This is a genomic window from Mesorhizobium sp. M1169 (assembly GCF_040318345.1).
In the GTDB taxonomy this organism is placed as follows: domain Bacteria; phylum Pseudomonadota; class Alphaproteobacteria; order Rhizobiales; family Rhizobiaceae; genus Mesorhizobium.
The window spans coordinates 64,541-89,300 of sequence record NZ_JAMYME010000027.1 but is presented as its reverse complement, the minus strand read 5'-3'; the positions used below and the strand labels follow the sequence as shown (position 1 = coordinate 89,300).

The following is a 24,760-nucleotide window of genomic DNA, read 5'->3' as shown; positions in this document are numbered from 1 at the left end:
TAGGCGAGTTCCGCCGGCGACTTCACTCGTTGCAGCGTAACAACCATGCCATCGGCATCGATAGCGTTTGAGAGATCCAAGTGACCGGAAAGCGCGGCATGACCTTTCATGCCAAGTATTTTTGCCCCCATTTCGACGCCAATCCGACCGGATTTCCAACGCTCCTTGACCAGATCAGCAATCGGTTGCCATGGCGTGCGCTGGCTCGAACCAATGTATTTCTCCGGATAACTTAGGACGCGCGGTTGGGGCAGGTACGACGTCCGTGTTGCGCAGAAGGTATCGATCTCGCGCAATATCAACCACGGATCTTCTTCGTCCTGACACACGAGAACCAGTTGTGGGACGTAATCGGAATACCCCTCATAACCAGTCAGATAGTTCATATTTGACTCGTTTAGGACGAGCAGTGCGTCAATGCCACGCTCCGCCATCTGTTGGCGAAGTCGATTCGTGCGTTCGCGATATTCTTGTTGGGTAAATGCTGGCATTATTAGCTCTCCTACCTTTGTAAAGATGAAGCGGGCGGCAACCTTGCGGAAACCGACAATGTGCGGAGCCTGCCAAAGCGCGAGCTACCGTTGGGGGATGCGCTAGATGCCTGCCCGACATGCTTTGGCTGGTGAAGGGCGGCGGCGGCCAATTGGCATACTTTCTCGAAGGCGTACGTTGGCCAACGCGCAAAGTCTCAAAAAACCATAGGTCTTGCCGAAATCCCCTAAGATAGGCGTCTAACGATGGATTTCGCCGCTGGATGGTCTTCTAACGGTTTCTCGGACAGACACCAGTTCAGCTAGGCTATGCCGTTGATATTATTTGTGTGCGACTACCACGAGGCGCGAGCTATCGGCTGTAAACGGTTCCCCTTCCTTCCCATAAGCTTCAACAGTCTCGAAGCCCGCGCTTCGCAACATGCGAACATATTCAGAAAACCCATATTGCCTGTAAGAAAGGTGCGTTCGTCTAACGCGTCCATCGCGGACGATAATCCTTTCGAGGTTCTCGCGATCGCTTAGTACATCGTTGCTAAATATATCGATTCGTACATCGTCGTTACGCTGCGCAACGGAGCATATAGGAAACTTGTGGCGCGGGTCGAAGCGAGTGGGGTTATCTATCAGCAGACGTCCGCCCTTTCGAAGTGAAGAAGCGGCCTCACGAAGAACTCTCTCATTATCCGCGTCATCGAAATAGCCAAACGTCGTGTACCATAGAAAAGCCGCGTCGAATCGATCTCTCCAGGGAATTGAGCGCATGTCGCCCAGAACATACTCGACATTTACACCGCGTTCAGCCGCATCCGCTTCGGCTTTTTTTAGCAAGGTCGGCGCGATATCAAGTCCGGCTACCTGCGCTCCTTTTTCCGCCAATCGGTTGGTAATCCGCCCATAGCCACACCCAAGTTCAAGAACTGAGTTCCCTTGGGCAAGAGAAAGAAGATTCCAAATTACTCCAACTTGCCGGTCGCTTGTCGCCGGCGAATTGATCACATCCCCAAAATAGACGTAATCATCTCCGAAGTATGAGTCGATTTCAGGTAGCAAAATGGTTTCTCCTGCAGCATCATTCATATGTTTTTCCTTTAATTTGATGGCATGTTCATCACTTAGGTCTTGGCTTATTTCGCACATGGTGAACATTCTATAAAGATAATATTTGTGAATCTTTTTCACACTATTGTAAAAATTGTAAAATTTTTGCAACAGTCTACACTGTTTTACAACAGTCATTGAGCATCCCGCGTTGGAGACTGTATCGTCAGCCGGCATGGGGTTCTCTCGAGGCACATTCCGGCCTTCTCTTCTGCTGGGCATTATGCGCACCGCGTCGCCGTTTCCAACCACCGCCTCATCGACGTTGAGGACAGCGCGGTTCGTCTCCGCTGGAAGGACTACCTGCCCAGCAATCGGCAAATGGTCACCGTCACATGACGAGTTGCAGGGTCAAGTGATATCGAAGGCGCATAATTCCTCCTTTTCTGTTGGCGGAGCTTCCAGGATTTGAGCCCAACTGCGTTGACGCGGCGCGGCGTATTTCCGAGCCTGGTCCAACTCACATGCGGTCGCCGTCTGGGACGGCTGCACCAATATCCCGCATTCGGCGGGCAAGGGCTCAGGAGGACGCGACCATTCTTCCTGTCGGTGGTTCAGACCAGCGGCGGATTCGGTTGTCTCCCTGGAATCCGCGGGGGCTGATTGGCACAGGCATGCAGGGTTGATCGCCTAGGCGATTTTCATGACGGCGCCCTCGAGGACCACCCCTGCGGTCGCATATTTCCAGAGACCGACGAGCAACTTTCGTGCGAACGCGACGATCGCTGTTTTGCGCCCGCGCCCAGCGTTACACGCTGCTCGTTCGCGGAACCAACGAGAGAGCGCTGACTCGGCCTGGTAGCGCAGCCACAGCCAGGCAAGCTCGATCATCGTTGTTCTCAGCCGGGAATTGGCAGCGTTTGAGACGCCTTGCTCGCGGTCGATTGATCCGCTCCGCCAAGGCGTCGGTGCAAGCCCGGCATAGGCTGGAACCTGCCTTCGGTTGTCGAACTTTCGGAACAGCCCTTCCGTATACAAGATGGCGGCACTCTCGGGGCCAATGCCTTTGAGGTCGAGCAGGAACGCCACAGGCGTGTCAGCGACATCGGCGGCCAGCAACGCGTCACGCTCGGCTTCGACTGACTTGATCTGCTCGAACAGCAGCTCGAGGCGATCGAGTTCGCGAATGAGCTGCGCCTTGAGCTGCCTGCCCAGCACACGGCCATCACCCGTCCGGAGATCGTCAAGCCGGTCGCGCCGGTCACGTCGCAGCGGATCATAGCCGGTTATCCCTTGCGCAAATAGCAGCCCTTGATGCGATTGGCGTGGCTCGTCCGCTCACTGACCAGGACCTTGCGCTCCCGGCAGATCCGGCGCCGATCCTCTGCTTCGGGCGTCGGTGGCTTCGCCATCGCGCATACGCGTGGCTCGCCGCGTTTATAAGCAAGCAGTGCGCGCACCAGCGTTTCGCCGTCGATCTTATCGGTCTTCGCCCGCCGTCGCCGGCGCGAGGTGGCAATGGAGGCAGGGTCAAGAACATGGCTCTCGATCCCCTCACGCTCCAGGACACGGTGGATCCAAAACCCGTCCAAACCGGCCTCTTGGATGACGACAAATCGGAAAGGTCTCCCGGTGCGCAATTGAGCCTTTTCCCGAAGCTGTGCAAAGCGCGCCAGCAGTCCCGCAATATCACCACCTCGCACCGCATGCTTCGACATACGCTCATCCCCGACCGTAGCGCCAAGATGGGTGCGGATAGCGGCAGGCGCCTCGGGCCGATCAGTTGCAACATAAAGCAGGATTTGCCTTCACAAAGTTAATTTGACCAGCAACCCCACTCTGCCACAGCGTGCTTGACCAGAAAAAATGCTCTGTTTGCTGGCCATGAAGTCGGGGCCGAAAACTGGGCGCTGCTCTCATCCGTCGTGGCTACCTGCAGGCTCAACGACGTCAATCCCGTTGCCTACCTCGCCGAAACCCTCGACGCCATCATCAACGGCCATCCGCAGAGCCAGATCGAGGAACTCATGCCTTGGCGATTCCGGAAAACACCAAATCCATAGGCGATCGGCGAGGCGCTTACGAAAGAGGAAGACCGTCGTCGCATTACTCGAGAGCGTCAGGTGCTAACCGGCGAACGAATGTTAACCGTATCCAGGATTATTGTTTGCACAGGCATCTCCGATCGACTGGAACTGCTTCTCGTTCAAGGCCGCGGAGGCCACGCGAGCCGCGTTGCTGGCCAAGGCGCAAGAGGCGGCAAACCGCAATCGTCGGCCGTGAAGAATACGGAAGCCGCTGATATCGCATAGGAATAGTCTACTTTTCAGGCTTCCGAATTGCAGGTAACGGCCAGTTTGTGGATAGTTTTCTCGCAATTCCAGTTTGCGATTTCGCCGCCTGGCGAAGCGTGATTCACTGCTTTCATCGCAGTGAATCGGGAGCCAGGCGATGGGCAGACCACGCGAGCGGCGCGAGACTGGAGAACAGGATCTGTTCCGCGCTCGCCTTGATCAGATCCTCACATGAACGATGAGATGGTGCGGCTGGCCCGCACCATCGACTGGCCGGTGCTGGAGGCGCGCTTCGGTGCGGTCTATTCAGACGGTCCCGGCATGCCGCCGCTGCCGACCCGTCTGATGGCGGGGCTCGCCGTCCTCAAGCACACCTTCAACCTGTCAGACGAGGCGCTGTGCGCACGCTGGATCGAGAACCCGTATTTCCAGTATCTGTGCGGCGAGGAGTTCTTCCGCCACGACCTGCCGTTCGACCGCTCCTCGATGATGCGCTGGCGCAGCCGCATGGGCGAGGAGCGGATCATGGTGCTGCTGCAGGAAAGCCTCAGCATTGCGGTCAAGACTGGGGCGATGAAGCCGCAGGATACGCGCCGGGTCATTGTCGACACGACGGTTCAACCCAAGAACGTGATGTTCCCGACCGACGCCAAGCTCATCCATCGCGCCCGCGAGCGGCTGGTGCGGCTGGCGAAGAAGACGCGGCTCGACCTGCGTCAGTCCTATGTCCGGGTCGGCAAACAGGCGCTGATCATGTATCAGCGCTACGCCCACGCCAAGCAATTCAAGCGGGCCAACAAGGCGCTGCGCAGGCTCAGGACGTATCTGGGGCGCACCGTCCGCGACATCTCCCGTCAGATCGCCGGCGACGCGGAGCTGGACGCGCTTTTCAAATGGTCGCTCTACCAGGCCTCCACCGTTCTCGAACAGCGTCAGCGCCAGCGCGGCCGCAAGATCTACAGCCTGCATGCGCACGAGGTGGAATGCATCGGCAAGGGCAAGGCGCACGCGCCCTACGAGTTCGGGGTGAAGGTGTCCGTGGCGACGACGCTGAAGCGTTCAAAGGGCGGCCAGTTCATCGTGATCGAATGCGCCGTGATGAAGGCTGTTTGACCCTAATTCCGTAATCCGCCAGGACCCGATCATTCCTGGCCGATCCAGGTGGATGAACCGATAGCTGCCATGGCCTGAATGCCGTTTTGTAGAATAGTTTCATCCTCCTGAGCCCTTGCTCGCCGCAAGCGATTTGGGTTGACGCTGCCAAAGTGGAGGCGTTGACCACACCACTTGAAGGAGGCGTCCGTGGGTGAAGTTAGCACAATCGGTCTCGATCTGGCGAAGATGGTCTTCCAAGCGCATGGCGCCGATGCGTCGGCGGGAGATTGGTGCAGCCGTATTGAACGGCGACCGCATTGAGGTTGATCATGCTCGGAGACGCTCGGGTCATGCAACCGGGCTCAGACCTTGGATGCCGAAACAGTCCTGGGGTTCAGCTCATGCGTTTGCTGAATTTATCCTTGACCCCAAGAAGGCCACATCAGGCCAGGTAGCAGCGCACACAAAGATCGCAATCCTCCGAAATGGTTGAAGAATCCCCTGCCACTCTCCATAGCAGAAACGTTGCAACACATCCATCCTCCAGGCCATCGATACCTGTCGGGTTGTCGGGTACCAGACACGGTAGTGTTCGGATTGGCTTCCTGCGGAGCTCTCATCTAAATCTCTGATGAGTAAGCAGAATATTATTTCTGCGGCTCTTTCTGCGCGGTTGGCACGACTTTTGAGACCCATCGTCACGAGGCGGCAGAGGCTGCCAGCCGATAATTCATGTCGTGGGTCATATCGCAATCGATGGAACGAAGGAAAGAAGCAGCATGTCAGGTCCGCGCCAGATCGCATTCGGTGGGGCTATCGGTAATCCAGACCTCCCAAAATACGCTTGCCGCTCTGTCAGCTTCAGGCAGAACTGTCTTGATCGTCGGCTTCGAGCCAAGGCACGGGCAACAAGATGGACAGTGGCGCTAATAAGTGCCGTGCGCGGCAGGCCATTTCATTCGCCAAGAACGTGATCTATCGGAGCGCTAAGGTGCAGTCCCTAACTGAACTCGCCGACTTCGTTAGCAGCTACTCCGAAGGTGCGCTGCCAGCGGCTACACGGCAGACAATTTCATTGCTCATATTAGATCTCATCGGCGCTACCGCCGCGGGCCTGCAATCCCCGTTAGCGGATGCCGCCAGGAGGGCCGCGCTGGAAGCCTACGGCGAAGGCTCCATCAGCATTTGGTTGACAGACCAACACTCTAGTGTCGTAGGCGCCGCGATGGCGAATAGCGCTGCCGCAAGCGCGCTGGACATCGATGATGGTCACCGCAGCGCAGGGGGCCATGCCGGTGCCGGCGTCATTCCCGCCGCCTTGGCAGTGGCTCAGGCTGTCGGCGCGTCAGACTCGGAGACCGTGGTTGCAATTGCACTCGGATACGAAATCGCTCTGCGAGTCGCGAGCTCTCGTCCTGTTAAAACAATCGATACCTATGCAAGCGGACGGTGGGTCAGCTATGGAGCTGCGGCAGCAGCTTGCCGTCTCTTAGGTTTGAGTGCAACAGAAACCGCCCATGCGCTGGCGATCGCCGGCTCCGAAGGACCTATCGTCTTTTTGACCGCGAACTCCAAGTTCGAGGGCAGCACGATCAAGGAAGGGATTCCCCCTGCCGTGGTTGCAGGTATCACCGCGGCCTATCGCGCGCGGGCAGCCGCAACTGGCCCGCTTGATCTTCTTGATGACCACGATCGGTTCACTCGCCAGCTATTGACAGGCAATGTTGGGTCATCGTGGGAAGTTGAAAGGTGCTACCTCAAGCCATATGCATGCTGCCGCTACATTCACGCAGCAATCGATGCGATCCTTGCCATGCGTCGGGACGGAGAAGAAATACGAAAGCTACGCATCGAGACTTTCCCGCAGGCGATGCGCCTAGCAAACGAGCGTGCCCCCAGCACCTTGGAGGGTGGACAGTACAGCTTCTATTTCAGCTGCGCGGTGGCGGCTTTATACGGTCGGGAAGCTCTACAGCCTATGGAGATGGAGCGTCTTGCAGATGCACATGTTCTCGAGTTGGCCGCGCGCATTGAGCTTGAGCCGTCGCCCATTTTTGCTTCCGCATTTCCAGTCGGAACCCCTGCACGTGTCGTCATGGATCAAGGGGGCGGCCCCGAAGAGATGATCGTGTTGCATCCGTTAGGAGATGTCGCGAACCCGTTATCTACGAACCAGATAATGGAGAAGTTCAAAAACATCGCCCGAAAAAGCCTTCACCCGCAGTGGCAGGACGAGATCATATCGGCGATAGCTAGCCTCGACACCGCAGGCTTTCTGCCTCTTCTGGCTGCACTCACGCCGCTGGAAAGCTGAAACTTTGAAAGAGATCGCGCCGGAGGGAAGGCCCCACGTGAGGTAGCCTGATCTTCCAGAATTTGTCAGCCCGATGAGTGAGGCGTTCACTCGGACTATGCAGGGGACCGCCAACATCTTTCGTGTCAGCGGGGCGGGGCTTGAGGGGGGCTTGAGGGGACCTGGGGCGGCATAAGGAGACAGAGGAATTACGGGCGAAGCTCGGCGACGCCTTGCCACGCTCGACCTTTATGCTGCTGAATTCCGATGGTGCCGTCCAGCATGTTGCCGGCATGGAGAACTTCAAGTTCATGGTCGCCATTGACAAGAACGCGGAGGCGCGATGCTGACATCGCGCCGGCTGTCACGGCTGTATCGGATCCGTCAACTAACTTTACAGAATCTTTGCAACCGCAGGTCGCTGACAATGGTACCTTGGTGAGAGTAATTCACTGAGCATCCGTGGCGAGAGAGGAACGATGGCAAAACCGCGTCTGGAGACCTTGAAGTCCATCGCCCCCGAGATTGTCGGTAGACAACTCATCGACGACGACCTTGAGCAGTTGATAACGACCCGTTTCGGAGTCGTCTCCAGCTTTGAGAGCGTGCTCTCGGATTTGCGCAGAATTGTCGCCAAGGACCTGGGCCACATCGGGCCGGACGCCGCGGCGCAAGCATCAGACTCTGGCCATGACTGATTCAAGGTCAATCAAGACGATCGTGGCCGCACTCGAGAGCGGCAACCGGTCCGCGGTCGAAATTGTCAGAGAATGCATCGCTGCGGCCGAACGGACCAATTCCTCGTTGCGCAGCTTCATTACGGTGGCCGCTGACCACGCGCTGAACCAAGCAGGGAAGTCCGATGTACGCCGAAGGGCGGGCCGCGTTCTGGGCCCACTTGACGGAATTCCTTACGCCGCGAAGGACATGTTCGAAACGCGCGGCATCCGAACCACCGGTGGCAGCAGGGTTCTAGAGAACAACGTGCCGGACACGTCGGCGGCAGCCATTTGCATGCTGGACGCGGCGGGGGCGGCCCTGATCGGGAAAACGAACCTCCACGAATTCGCCTATGGCGCGACCGGGGAGAACCGCTGGGCCGGAACGGTCGTCAACCCGCATGACGAGACAAGGCTCGCTGGCGGCTCTAGCAGCGGCTCCGCGGCGGCCGTGGCGGCTGGCATTGTGCCGTTCGCGCTCGGCACGGATACCGGCGGCTCGGTTCGCGTTCCGGCCGCGCTCTGCGGCATCGCCGGGTACAAACCGAGCTATGGCCTGATCAGTCTCGATGGCGTCATCCCCTGTTGCTGGTCGTTGGACCATGCGGGCGTACTCGCGGCCTCAGTTGAGGATCTAGAGCTTGTCGTCAGGCACATCGCGAAGCTCCCGCCGGCGACGCAACCCGGCGCGGCGCTGAGGGTTGCGCTGGTCGAGGGCTGCGAGGAAAAATGCGAGGAGTCGGTGCGAGACGCGTTCCTCGCGACCAAGGCGCACATGCGAAGGTGGGGGGCAACGTTCGGCGCGATCGAACTCCCAGACCAGTCCGAAGCCCGCACAGTCTCGTTGACAATTCAACTCGCCGAGACCCTTACCTATCACGGCCCCAATCTCGCCCGCGATCGCGATCGATTCGGTGCTGACCTGCGCTGCGGTATGGTGTTGGGCCAGTTTCTGTCGGCAGAAAGCTACATCCAGTGTAAGCGCATGCTGGGAACTTACAGGCGAGCGTTTGCGCAGACCATGCAGACGTTCGATGTCCTGCTGACGCCGGCGTGTCCGATCACGGCGCCGCAGGTCGGGACCATTGACGTAGCCTTTGCGGGGCAGACTATTCCGGTTGGCAATGCGTTGACGTTGTTCACTTCCTTCTTCAACTTGGTAGGCGCGCCGGCGCTAGTGTTGCCGGTCTCCTCGCCGAGCGGCGGCCTGCCGGTCGCTGTGCAGATTGTTGGATCGCCCGGCTCCGATGCCCAGCTCTTCGGGATCGCCCTCATTCTCGAGAACCTATGCAAGGTGTGCAAATCCTGACCATGGCGAAGCAGTCCCTTCAAGCAACCCGGCACGATGAGTGGTCATTCCACGAAAGCGGTGTCGGCGCGGCGACGCAGGATCAGCAACAGGCTTGTCCCTCGCACGAGCTGAAAAACATGAAATGCGGCCCAGAGCCCGTGGTTGCCGAACATTTGGCCGAATGCGATCAAAGCAATGACAAAGGCTGCGAAGGATAAGAGCATCATATTGCGCACGTCGAGCCACCAACTTGCGCCCACGAAGACGCCGATGATCTGGAAGGCCAGTACGCCGCTCGGTGCCGCGAAGGCGGACCATGGAAGATAGTGAACCGCCTCGGCACGCAGCTCCGCTGCCATTGTTATGGCGCCAATGAGCTGTTCGCCGAATACCAAGATCACAACGCTCGCAAGGCCCGCAAGCACGAATCCCCACCCTGCAGACAGTCTGACGGCTCGCGAGAAAGCCGGCTGACAACGTGCGCCAATGGCTCGCCCGGCGAGCTGTTCGGCGACTGCCCCAAACCCATCAAGGAGTTAGGCCGCAACCATGCATATATGCATCAGCACCGCATTGGCGGCGAGGGTCAACGTACCAAGCTGGGCGCCTGTCCCGCGGACAGCAAGTAGGCGCCCAGGAGCATACACGAAGGGATCACTATGTCACCGCTGAGGTGAAGCATCCGCCTTCTCGCCACCATGTTGAACGTATGCTGTCGCGACATTTCGCCTGCAACACCCCAGCCGAGATAAAGACCTAGGAAGACGACATTCATCCCGTTCAGAAGAAGTCCGAGGCCTGAATTGCCGCGACCTAGTCTAGGAAATTGCCGAGAATGGTATAGTTAAGTGAGGGCGGCAGGCACCGCACCGCAACAAGGCGGATGCGGATGTAGAGGTCCATTGTGGCGGTCACAGGCTGTCCCGTGTTCATGAACGATTCACCAGCCGTGGCAATCAACGGCGAAAACAACAGCAAGGCCAGCCCGGAAATCGCGGCGATGACAAATGCCCGCCAGAAGACCGCCCTCTCTTCCAGAGCGTCGTTCCTCCCGAAAGCCTGGGCTACTAGCGCGGTCGTGCCGGAGCGCAAGTAATTGAAGGTTGCGAAGACGATGTCGAAGAGCACCGCCCCGGCCGCAAGACCTCCAACCGAAGCTGCATTTGCCGAATCGGCCGACTACCGCCGTATCGACGAGGCCGAGCAGTGCCGTCGTGAGGTATGCGAGCGTCATCGGGATGGCGACTGCTAGTACCTGCCGACTGGTTACCCGGAACGGCCTGGAGCTCGGATTGGCGCTTTCTGTTCCATTTTCGGCTCCTGTTGGATCGATTGCACCGTTTTTTATTACCGGCGATATGCCCCGGAGCCACGGGATCGCCGCAACAGCCAGACCGGCGATCTCTGCCATGGGCCTACATCACCAAAGGCTGACCTCAAGGCCTGAGAGGAGCGCCATTGTTCGACCAAACCCGTCAGGACGAGGTAGCTTCCACCTGTCTCAAGTTCGATCCGGCTAGCCAGTACGAATCTTTTCGGTATCCGGTTCGTAGACAAGGCTGGTCATATCGCCGTGTAAGGCAAAGACAGTGGCGTGCAAGGCATTACGAAGCGCGGAAGTCTTCCGAACTGTCGGCGAGATAAGTGTGCTTTTGCCAGAAGTGCTCCTGCTTCGTTTCCTGCCGGAAGAACATCCACCCGGCTTGACACGGACCCACTTGATCTCCGGCTCTGGGTATCCTTTCAGTTGCGGGTTGTTCAGAAAGGCTCTGAGAAAGCGCCCAAACTTCATCGCGCGCGCCTCTGCCTTCTCGCCCGGGTAGAAGCCGATGGGGCCTTCAAAACGGCACTTGCTTGGCCCCGAGGCGAGCCACTCGCCTCCCGATATCGTGCCGAACGTCAACGCTATCGGTTGGCGACGCCGGCGTAATTATGCTGAGTTCTGGGTCGCTCCGCGAGATCTTAGTCGTGCTTTGTCGGATAGCTGATGTCGATGTGATACGCCTCACTTGCGCCAGAGCCAATTGGGTCGGCGTTGTGCAGCACGTCAACGGAGGGACGCTGCAAATCGTGGAGTTCAATCTTCGCGAGAGCAACGCCACGCAAGAGCTCGGCTGCCAGAACGGGTGGGTCCACATCTGCATAGTCAAGCCGGCGGGCTCGGTTCCTGCCAGTCGTGTATTGCACAATGTCTAGGCGTTTGCGTGCACAGACGTATCCAGAATGTCCAGACCACGATGAAGCGCCTGCTTGTCGATGGTTAAGGGAGGGAGAAGCTTGATGACCTCGTCCTCTGCGCCGCATCGCTCCACCACAAGCCCATCTTGAAAAGCCTTGCTGACGATTTTTTCGGCAAGTTTACCCGTATTGCAATCAAGCCCTAGCATCATGCCCCTTCCACGGGCGGAGAGGCTGTGATCTCGGCTACGTTCAGTGATCTGCCGAAGGCGCTCGCCCATGATTCGCCCTGCCTCTGCAACGTGATCTGACAACTTTTCATTGGTCCAGTATTTCTGTAATGCGGCAGTCGCCGTCACGAGCGCAAGGTTATTGCCTCTGAATGTGCCGTTGTGTTCGCCCGGTCGCCAAACGTCTAGTTCAGGTTTGAGCAGCAAAAGAGACAGCGGCAGCCCACAGCCACTAAGGGACTTGGACAACAAAACGATGTCTGGCGCCAAATCAGCGAACTCGAAACTGAAGAAACTGCCCGTTCGTCCGCAGCCTGTCTGAATATCATCCACAATCAGAAGGACGCCGTACTTTTTGCAAAGTCGCTCGATTGCCCGTAGCCAATCTTTGGTAGCAGGGTTTATGCCGCCCTCGCCCTGGACGGTTTCCGTAATGATGGCAGCGGGCAGATCGACACCACTGCTTGCATCACCAAGCACCCTGTCCAGACAGTCCGAAGTGTCTTTATCGGCTCCCCAATACCCATCATAGGGCATGAACACTGCGCCGGTTAGAGGAAGGCCTGCCGCGCCTCGGTAATATCGGTTACCCGTTACCGCAAGGGCGCCCAAACTCACTCCATGAAAGCCGTTGGTGAATGAAATGATACCGGGCCGCCCGGTGACTTTGCGTGCGAGTTTCAAAGCGGCTTCCACGGCGTTGGCTCCGGTGGGACCAGGAAATTGAAACTTGTAGGTCAGACCACGCGGCCGCAATATTATTTCGTCAAAACGCTCTATAAACTCTCTTTTGGCTGAGGTAGCCATATCCAAGCCGTGAACTATCCCTCCCGAGTCCAAGTATTTAATTGCGTCATTTAGCAAATCAGGATCGTTGTGACCGTAGTTGAGGGTGCCCGCGCCAGAGAGAAAGTCGACAAACTCGCGACCGTCCTCGTCCTCGAGAATGGCTCCTTCAGCCGTCCTGAATACTACAGGAAAGGACCGCGAATATGACCGCACGTTCGATTCGAGGTTTTCGAAGGTAAGTAGCGAGTTGGCGTTACTGAGCATAATCGATCCTCAAGATTACAGTCCTGCGCACGATCTTATGCGAATCGTTGAGCCAACGCTTTACCATATCCCTGTGGCTCATAAGATGATTTTAAGTGAATTTCAGGTTACGAGAGTTTTTCTGTAATGTAATATTTGAAACAATATCGCCGTTTGATCTTGCATGGGCAGATAGGCAAATATGCACCTCGAAATCTCGATAAACGCCCGGTTCGCCGGTCGATCTCGATTTGCCGCACGCCAGATCCAGAGGAATATTGATCGGGCATAGTGCGGGCGAGAGCGGTCACGGCTTCCAAGGCATGGCCGGTACGGCGATCCCCGCTCTACGGGCCACGGCCAGACACTCGTCCACCACATCTATCGCGCCGTCGATTTCGACCAGGCTTCCGTATGGAAGCTGTGGAACGGCGGACAAGGCCTTATAAACTGCCCCCGGCCGCCTCTCGAGCATTCAAAGGCGCTTCTTCCAGGCAATCCATGAGGCGGTAAGAGGCCGTTTCGAAAATCGGCTTGCTGGGGTTTCGTCTGAGGCTGGGTTATGATTCAAGCTGTGGATGTGGACAAAGCAGAGCCGTGGCCGGATGGCCCAGATCGCCAAGAAGATCAAGCGCTACCCGTCGGATTTGACGGATGAGGAGTGGGAGCAGTTCGCGCCGCTGATGCCCAAGCCTGGGCGGCGTGGCCGTCCGCGCGAGGTTGATTTTCGCGAGGTGATCAATGCGGTGCGCTACCTGGTCCGTTCGGGGCCGGCAGATTGGCCAGCGTCACCAGCATATCGATCCGGTCGATTGCCTCTTCGCCCATGCCGGATTGACGGACATGCTCGAGCGTCTCGAGACGGTCGGCGAAGCTGCGCGTGCTGATGATCTCGCTGTAGTGGCGTTCCGACGTATCGATGTTGTGGTTGTAGGTTTCCCGGTGAGGCCATTGCAAAGGCGATGCGGATGGTGCGCAGCGGGGTTCGAAAGCTTAGCCGATCCAGCCGCAGCCGGTGGGCCGCCGCCAGTACCAGCTGCTCGCGCTTTGGCGACACACCACCGCGATTGTTGATGATCCGGTCCACGGTTGAAAGGCTGACGCCAGCATCCCGCGCGATCTGTTTCAGCGTTGTCGTCTTGGTCATGGCCGATTTTGAAGGTTTCCCTTCAAAATCCAACTGTCGGGCCGGTCCGTTGTCAAGCTAATTTCCCACGCCACGCCATCGCGGCGGCTATGTTCGAGGCCGTGCCGGCGGCGGGATGCGGAGGAATGTCATGGACGACGCGCGTTACGGGACCCCGACAAGCGCGGGGACTGGAAGCCTAACAAGCTGATCGAATATCCGCCAGTCTTCGTCTGGCCGGCGCGGCCCTTGCGCATTGGGAAATGGCTGTTCGGCTATCCGGGTTACATTCTTCCCTGGAATTGGTCTATGCAGTTCTCGCCGCGATCCTGTGGCTCTACCTCACGCCAGACAGGGCGACGATGAAGACTTTCTCGCCCGGCTGGGTGGGGTACCTGCTCGCGCGAAATTGGGTAATCGTGCTGCTGTTCTTCGGCGGCTTTCACCTCAGGCTCTACATCCGCAAGCGGCAGGGAAGCAGCTTCAAGTTCAACGCCAGGTGGCCGTCCACGGACAATCCCGCCTTCCTGTTTCGCAACCAGACGGCCGACAACATGATCTGGACGCTGCTGAGCGGCGTGCCGATGTGGACGGCCTACGAGGTGCTGACGCTCTGGGCCTTCGCCAACGGCTTCATCCCCTATGTTAATTTTCAGGAGCACCCCGTTTACTGTATCGTCGTGATGGCGCTGATCCCGACTTTCCGCGACCTGCACTTTTATTGCGTGCACAGGCTTATCCACTGGCCGCCGCTCATCATCTGTGCACAAGCTGCATCATAACAACGTCAATCCGGGGCCGTGGTCGGGGCGGGCCATGCACCCGGTGGAGCACCTGCTCTATTTCTCGGGCGTGCTGATCCACTGGATCGTGCCGTCGCACCCGCTTCACGCCGTCTTCCACCTGCTGCATGGGGGCTTTCGCCGGCGCCTGGCCACGTCGGCTTCGACAAGCTTGTGGTTGGGGAGGGGACCGTGGTCGACACCCATTCCTATGACCATTACCTCCATCACAATGTTTCGAGTGTAACTACGCCGATGGCGTTATCCCGCTCGACAAGTGGCTCGGCACTTTTCACGACGGTTCCCCCGAAGCGCAGAAACGCATGGACGAGCGCTTCATGGCGCGGGCTCGTCGTCAGGCGGAAAAGCATGCTTCCAGGTCGGCCTGAGGACCGGTCGCGCTCTTGACCATCGGAATCGGTGTCGTCGGCGCAGGCATCATGGGGGCGGACCATGCGCGCACGCTGGCAACCCATGTCGGCGGCGCCGAACTCGTCGCCGTCTCGGATCCCGACGAGCGGCGGGCGAGCGAAGCGGCGCGGGCCAACGGTGCACGCCGCCACTACACGGACGGCTTCGCGCTGATCGAGGACGAGGCGGTTGAGGCCGTCGTCATCGCCTCTCCAGATCATACTCATGCCGGGTTGGTGCTCGCCTGCCTGCGGACGGGCAAGCCGGTGCTGTGCGAGAAGCCGGTCGCGCCGACTGTCGGGGAGTGCCTCGAACTGGTCGAGGCCGAGCGCCGCACCGGTCGCATGATCTAGGTCGGTTTCATGCGCCGCTTCGATCCTGCCTATGCCGGCATGCACGAGACGCTCACGTCCGGCCGGCTGGGGCGGCCGCTGCTGCTGCACTGCGCCCATCGCAACGCCGCCGCGCCTGGCTGCTTCACGCCGGAAATGTCGATCACCAACGCGACGGTACACGAGTTCGACATCCTGCACTGGCTGACCGGGCTGGAGGTGGTTGCCGTTACGGCCATGCGTTCGGCCCGCAAGGGCGAGGGCGAGCTGCGCGACCCCATATTGCTGCTGCTCGAACTAGAAGGTGGTGTGCTGGCCGACGTCGAGATCTTCATGAACGCGGCCTACGGCTACGATATCCGCGCCTAACGTTTGCGAGAAACGGCACGGTGGAGCTTAGCCGGCCGGCGCCCAACCTCGCCCGGCACAACGGCGCGGAGGCGAGCGCCTTCCCCGGCGCGGCTGCTCGCCTGCATCGGGGCCATTATCGGCATCGCATTGACTGGCGTGATCAGTGCGCTGGCGAACGGGTCTGGCCCACATGTCGAACTGCTGGTTGCTCCAATGGGAGCATCGGCCGTGCTGCTCTTTGCCGTGCCTTCAAGCCCGCTGGCGCAACCTTGGTCGATTATCGGCGGCCATACGATTTCGGCGCTGGTCGGGGTGATCGTGGCGCATTTCGTGCATGAACCCGTGCTTGCTACCGGCATTGCGGTGGCGCTGGCTATCGCCGCTATGTCATTCACGCGCTGCCTGCATCGGCCGGGCGGCGCCGCCGCCTTGACCGCGGTGTTCGGCGGACCGGCCGTCTTCAGCTCCGGCTTGCTGTTTCCCTCGTTCCGGTGGCGCTGAACTCGATCGTGCTGGTCGCACATGTGGCGGCCCCTGCCCTTAAAAGCACGCATGAAACGATCGATCCGCCGGCGCGCGAGCGGGTCGGATTCCGGCCCGAGGAAGTCGATGCCGCGCTCAGCGCGCTGGAGGGAACCTTCGATATCGGCCGCTCTCGAGCGGCTGCTGCGGCAGGTCGAGTTGCAGGCGATGGTACGCTCCCACTGGACCCCGCTGTGCGAGGACATCATGTCGTGCGATGTGATTTCGGTCGATGAACATGCGCCTGCCGACCAGACGCGTTATTTGTTGCTTGACCACAACATCCGGACGCTGCCGGTGACCGACGCCGAGGGCGGGCTGGTCGGCGTAGTTGCCCTGCGCGAGCTGACGAAGGCGACCGACACGGTGAGGGCTGTGATGTCGAAGGCTGGCACGGCCTCTCCCGACACGACGGCGATGAGCCTTTTTTGCTCATCGTCCATGCCGAGCGACGCATTCTTGGGCTGATCACTCAGACCGACCTGCTGGCGGCGGCAGCGCGCGTGCACATGGCAGACACAACGCTGGCAGCGGCATAAATAGTGATCCGGATTTAAGTGCGGCCTTCCGCCCTAAGAAATTCCTCTTTACAAGTACATCGACCTTCTGAAACGCGACCGCGCTCTCAACCGCTACACTACTCTCTCGGCTGGCCTTCGGTTCGTGCAGCGGGCGCGGGATACAGGCAACCTTTGCCGCTCTATAGCGACACGCACCGGGAGCGAGCAGATGTGAAGTCGATCGCATTGGCCAAGGTAGAGGCCAGCGACCGGAGGACCCATTATTTGGCACGCTCGATGCCGTTGAGGTGGGCGGCAACCAACCCATCTTGTTCCGCCCCGATTTATCCCGGTTTCAATAAGCATGCTGGCCGCAGGCAATTTATTGCGTGTCCATGTTCCGCTGGTCCCTAGGATGGGGCGAACCATCAGGGAACGCCGTGATACCTCTTGAGCTCAAGGTCACCGCCGCGCGCAACCTTCTCTCCGTTCCATGGGATGACGGTGCGGTCTCGCTTATCCCGGCGTCCATACTGCGGGCGCGCAGCCGGGCGGCACAGCAGGTGCGGGCGGACATCGAGGGTACAAACGTTCGTTCGACACCGTCACCGGGACGAGCGCAGAGGCGGATCGGTTCATATGCCATACGTCTGGTTTTCTCCGACGGCCACGTGGACCCGCAACTTTGTGATGTCGATGGTTGGTGCTAGGTCGGCGATTACAGGTGACGGCAAGCTGGCCGCCGAGACTTTCAGGTGGTGGCGAGTGTTTTGCGCAGCAGAAGATCCAGGGATAAGATCTCGGTGGTCGGATCGTCCTCCCACAACTTCGCGAAATCGCGATCGTCGGGCGGTCTGTGAATGAGGACCTGGCGCCCAGGGTTGGCTTCGCGAACGCGTTCGGCCGCGCTGAGGCCGGGCTTGTCTGGATCGGCGAAGACGACGACCCGCTTTACGCTCGCGGGCATCTGAAGGAAAGGCAGGCGGGGCGCTCCCAGTGAGCACCATACGGGCAGGCCGTAGCGCAGCATTGCGGCATGGCCGGTCTCGTAACCTTCGGCAATGCCAAGGATGTCGGCCGCTGGGGCGAGCCGCAAAGCAAAGCCCCGGCTCGGGCCGATGATGCGGCGCGGCTCGTCCAGCGCCGCCTTTTCTGGCCGTGTCGGGTGCAAGAGGGTGAGTTGCACCGAACAGATCGAACGGTCTGGGGCCTGCAGAGCAGCCACCAGCGCTGGAAAGCGCCTGTTTCCCAATCGATAATTCGGCAGAAAGCGCAAAGTTGGCAACACGTCGCCGGCAGACGGCGAGAGGCAAGATAAGCTTCGCCGTGCGTGCCGGCGAGCGCCATCGCTAACGACCAGAGCGCGAGCGCGTCCGCTGCCGTGGTTTTGGGCGCAGCCGGACGAACACGACGCAGAGGCTCGGCCGCGCGCTTCGACAAATCCAGGTCCGCAATGGCGGTCTCGATGTCGACGGGATCGCAGCCCGCAAAGCAGTGGAGCATAAGACGATAATCCCCGTCACGAACAGAGAGGGAGGGATGGCGGTCGCCTTTCCATTGCCCGTGACTTGGTACTGGGCAACGGCACAAGTAGCTCCCGCGCGCCGGGAATCCTCCCAAGGCGCGATATACCTGGGCAGCGCTTGGCCATGACACCTTTGTCATGGGCCTGATAATGCCGCCAAGCCGCTCTCGGATCAATAGAATGATTTAATAGCGAGTCGAACATCCCCGGCGAAATAGCCGGGGCGCACGCGTTCTGCCGCTTGGAATCGGTCCGCGAACAGCGGTGCGTTGTGCTCCAACCTCTTCGCAAGGTTGCGGCGCTGCTGGCGCCTGCCTCGGGGCTCCGGCGCCGAATGGGCTTCTGGCTGGCCAGTTCCCAGCAGACGGCATAACCGCGCTCGTGCGACCAATGGCGCGTAACCTTCTCGGGGCACGGTTTCCGCGCCGAACGAGGACAGCGGCGGGAACCTTCGGGCCGGGCGGCTGGATACGCTGAGAGCGCCCTTCGCAACCTCGAGATTGGCGACCAGGAGCCGTTGCATCAGGTAATTACGAGAACCACTTGCGCCGACCTTCGGACGATCGGCACATTGGCGGCGTCCCTGGGCGTCTCGGTATGGGCCTGTTGGGAATTCGGGACGCCGCCGTGCGCCAGCGTTGAATCATTTGGGGCTACCGTATCAGGAGATCGCAGACCTGACGGAACAGGAGGATCGTCTCTGCGCGTGATTGAGCAGATCCTGGCACGGTAGAGCCTGTTAAAGTTTGAAGCGGCCAACGCGCTGATCGTTGAGGCGGTACTGCCAGACCAGGTTCGGATCCTTAGGGTTGACGCCGGACGTCGACCAGGCGGAGCGCTCGAACTTTGCAGCGTCATGCAAAGGAAGATCGTCATCACAGCGCGACGGCTGTAACGACGAGCGAAGACGATAATGTTTGATACTTTGAGTTAGAAATTCGATGACACAGACGGCGGCGAGGGACAGGATCAAGAAAGCAGTGGAAAAGCTGAGCAGGCGAAGGCCGGCTTCCTGATCGGGCAGGGCGAAGAAAGCGAGTACGCCGCCGGCGAAAATTGCGAACGCGAACCTCATGAGCATGACACATAGCCTCCTATTTCGATGTTGATCATTATAATATCACAGATCAAGAGTCATTATAATGATCAACGGAGATAGGATGGCCCCTCATGGATCAAGCGTTTTTCGAAGGCTGGGGGCATGGTGCCGCCTTTGGCGGTATCGGCTTCAGAGTGCGGCGTATTACCCGGCGCCTTTTCCAGATCGAACAGGGATAGAGATTGGATCCTCGCCGACTCCGCGGGGGCCAAGCCTTGCGGGCCGTTTTGAGCGATCGGCAATGCGAATCGTGAACTGCACAGCCGCCACATCGTTACCTAGTCGGGAAATCATCCACCCTCTTGAAACAGAGGCGTCGAGGTTTCGCTTCTGCTCGATCTGAACCAGGTCTTTCGAAATGGTATGGGGCAACGATTGCAGGGCCTGCCTGCCGCAGGGGCAGAGAAACAGGGTGTCCCTCCGGATGAGGAGTTACACGACAAATTCATAAGTTGGATGACATACCATCCAAACTGGATCATTTAATCATTCATTCTCAACAGGGCATGCACATCGAAATGCTATCGTGCTCTGGCAACGATTTGGCGGCGGCCAAAAGCTATACGCCGTCACTTTGCGAGAGTATGGGGAATGCCGCGACACTTTAATAGGGCAATGAGTCATCGTTTCGGCTAACCCTGAGCACTAGACATTTTACAAAAAATGGCCGTCATATTCCGACCGATAAGCAGGAGTGCAACTGTGCCGATATTTAAAAACAAGACAGAAGACAGCGATGGTTGGCTTTCGATCCTGCTCGCCCTGCGACTTCGCCAAATCGAGAACGAGTATCCGGACTATGCGAGTTTTGCCGACGCTACGGGGCTATCGCGCGGCACGCTCTACCAGTTGCGGACGGGGAAGGGGAACCCGACATTCGTCACCCTGGAGCGGCTGGCACGGCACCTGAAGGTGCCGGTGTGGACGCTCATTGGGCGTACTGGTGACGACGACAGCGTGAAGCGCGACATCGAGACGTTCGGCTTCAACTTCAACGAGATTGCGCGGCATATTGAGGCCACGCGTGCTGTGAAGCGTTCGATGACGGAGTTCAGTGGTGTACCTTCTTTGAAAGAGGCCGCCATCCCCGCTGGGGCAACCTCCGAGAAGAAGCAGCTACCTCCGGCCAAAAAGAGACGCAGGACAAGCCAGTAGCATACAAGAAAAGTAGACGCTGCTAAACAGTCGGCGTAGATTCATTTGCTACGATAGGCTAAAAATCTGCCGTATATTTCTTTGACTGGCATTAGAGAATCCGCCAGCGTCGATGCAATGGCATCATTTTGCTGAAGGGTTCACGATGCAAGCGAATCTCTGGCAAGTCGCAGGAGACAATGCGCTCTATAAGGAAGCGGCGGCGTTCGTCGATTGCCGCCCGAAACCATGGGTGGAAGAGGTTTCCGAATTTCTGCGCAAGAAAGGCAAGCCCGAGACGATCACGTTGGTGATCGGACAGTTCATCGTGGCGGCTTTGTTCGAAGGACGATACGCGGATCTGCTGTACTGGTCGCTGGTTGCGGCCGAAGTGAACTGCGTTGTGATGGAGCAATGGCCTGATGATGTGCGCCAGGAGCTGGCAAGCCATCTGAAACGGGGATTTGTAAAGCTCTCGTCGCGCAATCTCTCCCATTGAAGGCGGCGGGCCAACGGCGTGGCCCTCAATGGGAAGGCGGGGTTACACCTGACCAGGGGCAACGTTGATGTCGCTGCCGGCGGGACCGGGAGCGGATGAAGCGAGTTTTGTGTCACCACCATTGGGCGTCGGAAAGTCGCCTGGTCCCATTTGGCAGACCGCTTGCGCGCCGCATCCCTGAGGAATGGATTGGCCGGCCGAATTGAGGGCGGCATAGCGGCGGTTTACGTCGTTCGTCCAGTTACGGCGCTGGCTTTCAGTGCTGCCGTTGTAACGATCGGCGAGGCAGCGAATACTCGACGTGCCGCCGCACGATTTGACGGCATCGCGAAGCGTCATTACGCCGCCTTCAATGTTTTCGGACAAGATGCCCCGATCCATTCCGTGGGCCCGGCCGGTCGCCCCTGTAAGCTGCATCGGTCCAAGAACGCCACTGAAGGAGCCGGCACATGCTGACATCGCGCCTTCGTGAGCGGACACGGCAAGCGCGAGCTTGGGATCAACGCCATACTTGTTGGCGGCGTCAACAATCATATTGGCGATGTTCGGGCTGCGCTCCATCATCTCTTGCGTGGACGGATAGCTCGGCAGACCCGCTCCGTTCTTACAAAGGGAACGCAGGGTTGTGTTGTCATTGAGGTCGCAAGAATTCGCATCCTGGTCGAAGGAATTCGCTTGCGCAACAGGCGCTTGTCCGACGACCAGGAGCGCGGAGAGGAGTATTGGGAAGGGGCGCAGCATCTTACTTCCCCGGGCAGAAATTATAGATGGTGCCATTGATGGAGAGCGCGTCGCTGGATGGGCGCGTAATCTTCATCGGCGTGATGACCGGGGAGCCGCTGCCACGCTCTGTACATGAGGCTTGGAACGCATCGTCTGCATGACGGGTGCCTGCTATCTTGCAGGTGCTTGTGCCGACGGTGATTGCGTCGCCGTCGAACTCAGCAAGTTCGAGAGCGCCGACGCCTTGGTCGAGATCGGCACATGTGTGCGTCGAGGCTACATATGATCCCTGCGGAGCCTTGAGCGGATCAAGCGCTTGGGCGGTTGCCGGCGAGATCAAGACGGCTAGAGTCGTGAAGATTGTCGGGCTGGCCATGGCAGATCTCCTGAACGTCATCCCGCCGCGGCCGCCGGCAGGAGCCGCGGTCACGGCCGCGCATCGCGCGCCGTGAGGGAAGCCTTGATCCGGTGGCGATGGCCGGTGGCAGCCTGGTGTACTGAATAAGGCCAGGTTTTCCCTGCCGATCATGATTGCGCTCCTTTCGAATAGCGAAGTTGCCGGAAACGCACCGGGCATCGCGGCTTCCCCTAGGGTTGCGGGACAGGGACCCGGAATTGACATTCCGGGGCGATTTCACCTTGGAATACGATGCCGGCGCGAATGGTTTTGGCTTGAACATCATATGCACCCATCGCACCATTCCGAGCAATGTCGGGGCGGACGTCATTCGGTTGCGCGCCATATTCGATGAAACAGCCGGAGCCAGCGTCAGCGACCGTTGATCGGCCGTTCTGGTAGATCGCCAAGCGCATGGGACATCGTTTCAGCGTGGCATTGCCGACAGGATCGGTGCGGATCGGCGAGCAGCCGGTGAGCGTGTGCAGGACCGAGAGGACGACGGTTTTGGTCGGGCTGCGAACGACGATGTGACTCTCGGAAGCCGGCGCGTTGGCGGCCGCAAAGCGTGTATCGCCTTTGGCCACGTAGGCGTCGTTGTTCTGCTTCAGTCGGTCGGCCCATAGGGAGGCGTAGGGCACGGCTTCCGAGTTCGGGAGCTCGAGATCGGTATAGGCGACGGCGCGCCAGGCGTTCGGATCATGCGTGAGCGACTGGGCCGAAGCGTGGGGCGCCAATCTAAGGGCAGCCGCGACTGCGACAAATGTCAGGCGTGCATGCATTCCTTGCCTCGCTTGTGTGCCCTATGATTAAATCAATGTTGTGATGATTGTCGAGCGTGATATTTGGATGAGACAAAAAGCCCGCCTATCGGGGCTGGATGAATTGCGAGGCCTGGCGATCGGGCTGGTGGTGCTGTCGCATGTCGGGCCGGTCTTCGGAGAAGGCGGGACGGTCGCCGCTCTGCTGTTTGCGCCGGCGTGGAGCGTCGGGGTCGACCTGTTCTTTGTGATTTCCGGCCTGGTGGTGGAACGCTCATTGCGAAGCCTGCGCCTCGAGCGCGGTGCGCTCGAGGCGGCCTCCGCCTTCTATGTCAGGCGTGCTATGCGGATCGTGCCGCTGGCCTGGTGCGTCGGCGCCATCCTCTCGATCGGGTTGATCATCCCGGGAAGCGGCGTTGAGCCTGCAGACGCGAAGGCGGCAGTTGCCTTCATCTCGAATGCGCATTGGGCACCCTGTTTCGGGGGCGCCACAGGATGCGGGAACGCCTTTGCGTTTGGGCCATTCTGGTCGGTTGCCGCCGAGATGCAATTTTATCTACTGGCTCCGCTCCTGGTGTTCTTGCTACCGCGGCGGGCGCTCCTCGCGCTGGCCGGACTCGTTCTCGTGGTCGGGACGTTCACGCTGCGGCCCTGGGGCGGGACGCTTTGGACGTTCCGCATCGATGCAATCGCGGTCGGGCTGGCGATCGGAGCAACCATGGGCACAAACGCATGGCCCCGTCTGGCGGAACACCTGCGGGTGATCGGCAACATGGAAGCGGCGTTCTGGATGTCGATCGCGGCCTTCATGTTGACGATCTTGCCGCCGGCGATGCATGGCGTGGCGACTGCCGTGCTGGCGCTGATGTGCGGGTGGATCGTGACAAGGGCGACCTTGCGGGATGATCCTGTGAACTGGCCGGGGAGGATGCTGCGCCGCTTGGGAGGCATCTCCTATGCCCTCTATCTGATCCATCTGCCGGTGCTGGCGCTGTTCAACTGGTCGCTTGGCCAATTCCTGGACGCTCCGGCGACGGCAACGCTCTCGATCGCGGTCGCGATCGGGCTGTCTCATGTGCTGACGGTGGCAATCGGAGATCCGCTCCGGCAGTTCGGCCGCCAATGGTCAAATCGAACAGTCCGGGAGGTGTTGCCGTGACGGAAGAAAATCGTCAGTGGTCGCTTGGTGGTGAAGATGTCGATCAAATTCCGCGAGGAGCGAGGGCCCTGGCGGAGCAGCTATTGACCGAGACCGACGGCGATGCCTTGGCAGCGCTCGTCGCGGCATGCTGCGTCATTGGAGCCATGGGCTCGGCGGTATCGAGGGGTATGGTGCGCAACGGATCGCCGTCAGTGGTCGATATCGCGCAAGTGCTGGAGGTGTTCGTGCGAAGCGAGCCCCCAGCAGAAGGGCAGAACCTAACCGGTAGATGACCTCGATCTGAAGTAGCTACGATGTTGGGAGGCTGTGCACCCTACCGCTCGACCCCCCGGAATCCTGAATGCACGATACCCGCGGGTGATCTTTCGTGGGCGACCTCAGCAATACCCAGCACTGATCCTGATTTCGCCCCGAAAAGGGGTTGAACTAAAGGCCTTGCGAAACGCTTTGGCCGAACGACAGATCGATCTCGCATAGTGCCTTTGAAATAGTCGCACGCCGGGCATGTTCTTCCCAAAAGAAAAAGTGCGGGGAGCTTGATTTTTCGGCCGGAGGGAGCGGTGCGGCCGGCGTGGTGAAGGTTGCCATGACTGCTGGCGCGACCACACGCAATAGGCTCGAAGTCGCCGAAGACGACCGTCGCCATCTTCGAGCTGGGTCTGCACGAAAGAGGCGCGGTTGTGAAAGGCACGCTGCGTGACGACACATCCGGAGCGTCGTAAAAGCCGCTCGCAGCTTACCTCTCATACGCCGCAGACAATCTTGGCGACGC

18 protein-coding genes and 10 pseudogenes are annotated in these 24,760 nt (G+C 59.2%); 16 read left to right on the top strand and 12 right to left on the bottom strand.

Annotated features, from left to right (window positions below; all coding sequences use genetic code 11):
* Together NKH41_RS23390 and NKH41_RS23385 are read right to left on the bottom strand one after the other, a co-directional pair.
* On the bottom strand, positions 1-491 hold a 491-nt coding region (locus NKH41_RS23390), incomplete at its 3' end, for an aminopeptidase P family N-terminal domain-containing protein (protein WP_352934229.1).
* A gap of 321 nt (positions 492-812) precedes the next feature.
* Positions 813-1,730 carry a class I SAM-dependent methyltransferase gene (locus tag NKH41_RS23385; protein WP_352934226.1) on the bottom strand — a complete coding sequence of 306 codons (918 nt, stop codon included), beginning with the start codon at positions 1,728-1,730 and terminating at the stop codon, positions 813-815.
* Between the two features lie 78 nt (positions 1,731-1,808).
* Between NKH41_RS23385 and NKH41_RS34205 the strand changes: the two are divergent.
* Positions 1,809-1,919, top strand: a pseudogene (locus tag NKH41_RS34205) (transposase); the annotation flags it as partial.
* A 303-nt stretch (positions 1,920-2,222) separates the two neighbouring features.
* Here the strand turns inward: NKH41_RS34205 and NKH41_RS23375 are convergent.
* Positions 2,223-3,289, bottom strand: a pseudogene (locus NKH41_RS23375) (IS110 family RNA-guided transposase).
* A gap of 96 nt (positions 3,290-3,385) precedes the next feature.
* Between NKH41_RS23375 and NKH41_RS23370 the strand changes: the two are divergent.
* The 5 genes and pseudogenes from NKH41_RS23370 to NKH41_RS23350 all read left to right on the top strand — a co-directional run.
* Positions 3,386-3,595 (top strand): annotated as a pseudogene (locus NKH41_RS23370) (transposase domain-containing protein); the annotation flags it as partial.
* 388 nt (positions 3,596-3,983) lie between these two features.
* A pseudogene (locus NKH41_RS23365) lies at positions 3,984-4,903 on the top strand (IS5 family transposase); the annotation flags it as partial.
* Positions 4,904-5,912: 1,009 nt separating this feature from the next.
* Positions 5,913-7,235, top strand: a complete 1,323-nt coding sequence (locus tag NKH41_RS23360; protein ID WP_502906044.1) for an MmgE/PrpD family protein — start codon at positions 5,913-5,915, stop codon at positions 7,233-7,235.
* Positions 7,236-7,693: 458 nt separating this feature from the next.
* Positions 7,694-7,912 (top strand): hypothetical protein, encoded by a 219-nt coding sequence (locus tag NKH41_RS23355; RefSeq protein WP_352934220.1) that lies wholly within the window; start codon positions 7,694-7,696, stop codon positions 7,910-7,912.
* Entirely contained in the window at positions 7,905-9,242 is a 1,338-nt protein-coding gene (locus NKH41_RS23350) for an amidase (protein WP_352934218.1), read from the top strand. Before NKH41_RS23355 ends, NKH41_RS23350 begins: the two co-directional genes overlap by 8 nt.
* 44 nt (positions 9,243-9,286) lie before the next feature.
* On the opposite strand, the pseudogene NKH41_RS34200 reads toward NKH41_RS23350, so the two are convergent.
* Together NKH41_RS34200 and ectB are read right to left on the bottom strand one after the other, a co-directional pair.
* A pseudogene (locus NKH41_RS34200) lies at positions 9,287-10,557 on the bottom strand (MATE family efflux transporter).
* 859 nt (positions 10,558-11,416) lie between these two features.
* Positions 11,417-12,685 carry a diaminobutyrate--2-oxoglutarate transaminase gene (ectB, locus tag NKH41_RS23335; protein WP_352934215.1) on the bottom strand — a complete coding sequence of 423 codons (1,269 nt, stop codon included), beginning with the start codon at positions 12,683-12,685 and terminating at the stop codon, positions 11,417-11,419.
* A gap of 557 nt (positions 12,686-13,242) precedes the next feature.
* Here ectB and NKH41_RS23330 point away from each other — a divergent pair.
* Positions 13,243-13,464: pseudogene (locus NKH41_RS23330) on the top strand (transposase); the annotation flags it as partial.
* On the opposite strand, the pseudogene NKH41_RS23325 reads toward NKH41_RS23330, so the two are convergent.
* Positions 13,409-13,630, bottom strand: a pseudogene (locus NKH41_RS23325) (biotin synthase BioB); the annotation flags it as partial. The pseudogenes NKH41_RS23330 and NKH41_RS23325 sit on opposite strands and share 56 nt — an antisense overlap.
* Before the next feature lie 55 nt (positions 13,631-13,685).
* Positions 13,686-13,811 (bottom strand): annotated as a pseudogene (locus tag NKH41_RS23320) (LacI family DNA-binding transcriptional regulator); the annotation flags it as partial.
* Between the two features lie 130 nt (positions 13,812-13,941).
* Between NKH41_RS23320 and NKH41_RS23315 the strand changes: the two are divergent.
* The 5 genes and pseudogenes from NKH41_RS23315 to NKH41_RS23295 all read left to right on the top strand — a co-directional run bounded on the left by NKH41_RS23315 (position 13,942) and on the right by NKH41_RS23295 (position 17,398).
* Positions 13,942-14,961: pseudogene (locus NKH41_RS23315) on the top strand (sterol desaturase family protein).
* 15 nt (positions 14,962-14,976) lie between these two features.
* Complete coding sequence (locus NKH41_RS23310; protein WP_352934212.1) at positions 14,977-15,336, top strand: Gfo/Idh/MocA family protein; 360 nt, start codon at positions 14,977-14,979, stop codon at positions 15,334-15,336.
* A gap of 9 nt (positions 15,337-15,345) precedes the next feature.
* Positions 15,346-15,684 carry a Gfo/Idh/MocA family protein gene (locus NKH41_RS23305; protein WP_352934209.1) on the top strand — a complete coding sequence of 113 codons (339 nt, stop codon included), beginning with the start codon at positions 15,346-15,348 and terminating at the stop codon, positions 15,682-15,684.
* A 3-nt stretch (positions 15,685-15,687) separates the two neighbouring features.
* Positions 15,688-16,727, top strand: a pseudogene (locus NKH41_RS23300) (HPP family protein).
* A gap of 356 nt (positions 16,728-17,083) precedes the next feature.
* Complete coding sequence (locus tag NKH41_RS23295) at positions 17,084-17,398, top strand: gamma-butyrobetaine hydroxylase-like domain-containing protein (protein ID WP_352934241.1); 315 nt, start codon at positions 17,084-17,086, stop codon at positions 17,396-17,398.
* A 41-nt stretch (positions 17,399-17,439) separates the two neighbouring features.
* Here NKH41_RS23295 and NKH41_RS23290 read toward each other — a convergent pair whose 3' ends face one another.
* Together NKH41_RS23290 and NKH41_RS23285 are read right to left on the bottom strand one after the other, a co-directional pair.
* Complete coding sequence (locus NKH41_RS23290; protein WP_502906043.1) at positions 17,440-18,048, bottom strand: DUF7146 domain-containing protein; 609 nt, start codon at positions 18,046-18,048, stop codon at positions 17,440-17,442.
* Positions 18,049-18,952: 904 nt separating this feature from the next.
* On the bottom strand, positions 18,953-19,288 hold the full coding sequence (locus NKH41_RS23285; protein WP_352934203.1) for a hypothetical protein: 336 nt from the start codon (positions 19,286-19,288) through the stop codon (positions 18,953-18,955).
* A gap of 726 nt (positions 19,289-20,014) precedes the next feature.
* Between NKH41_RS23285 and NKH41_RS23280 the strand changes: the two genes are divergently transcribed.
* Positions 20,015-20,467 carry a helix-turn-helix domain-containing protein gene (locus NKH41_RS23280; protein WP_123170541.1) on the top strand — a complete coding sequence of 151 codons (453 nt, stop codon included), beginning with the start codon at positions 20,015-20,017 and terminating at the stop codon, positions 20,465-20,467.
* Positions 20,468-20,612: 145 nt separating this feature from the next.
* Positions 20,613-20,945: a hypothetical protein gene (locus NKH41_RS23275; protein WP_352934201.1), complete on the top strand. Its 333-nt coding sequence runs from the start codon at positions 20,613-20,615 to the stop codon at positions 20,943-20,945.
* A gap of 42 nt (positions 20,946-20,987) precedes the next feature.
* On the opposite strand, the gene NKH41_RS23270 is transcribed toward NKH41_RS23275, so the two are convergent.
* The 3 genes from NKH41_RS23270 to NKH41_RS23260 all read right to left on the bottom strand — a co-directional run bounded on the left by NKH41_RS23270 (position 20,988) and on the right by NKH41_RS23260 (position 22,706).
* The gene (locus NKH41_RS23270; RefSeq protein WP_352934199.1) at positions 20,988-21,686 is read right to left on the bottom strand and encodes a transglycosylase SLT domain-containing protein; all 699 of its coding nucleotides are present in this window, start codon (positions 21,684-21,686) and stop codon (positions 20,988-20,990) included.
* 1 nt (position 21,687) lies between these two features.
* Positions 21,688-22,044: a hypothetical protein gene (locus NKH41_RS23265; RefSeq protein ID WP_352934197.1), complete on the bottom strand. Its 357-nt coding sequence runs from the start codon at positions 22,042-22,044 to the stop codon at positions 21,688-21,690.
* Positions 22,045-22,256: 212 nt separating this feature from the next.
* Entirely contained in the window at positions 22,257-22,706 is a 450-nt protein-coding gene (locus tag NKH41_RS23260) for a hypothetical protein (protein WP_352934195.1), read from the bottom strand.
* A 208-nt stretch (positions 22,707-22,914) separates the two neighbouring features.
* On the opposite strand from NKH41_RS23260, the gene NKH41_RS23255 reads away from it, so the two are divergent.
* Together NKH41_RS23255 and NKH41_RS23250 are read left to right on the top strand one after the other, a co-directional pair.
* The gene (locus NKH41_RS23255) at positions 22,915-23,985 is read left to right on the top strand and encodes an acyltransferase family protein (RefSeq protein WP_352934194.1); all 1,071 of its coding nucleotides are present in this window, start codon (positions 22,915-22,917) and stop codon (positions 23,983-23,985) included.
* On the top strand, positions 23,982-24,260 hold the full coding sequence (locus tag NKH41_RS23250; protein ID WP_352934191.1) for a hypothetical protein: 279 nt from the start codon (positions 23,982-23,984) through the stop codon (positions 24,258-24,260). Before NKH41_RS23255 ends, NKH41_RS23250 begins: the two co-directional genes overlap by 4 nt.
* Positions 24,261-24,760: the final 500 nt, after the last annotated feature.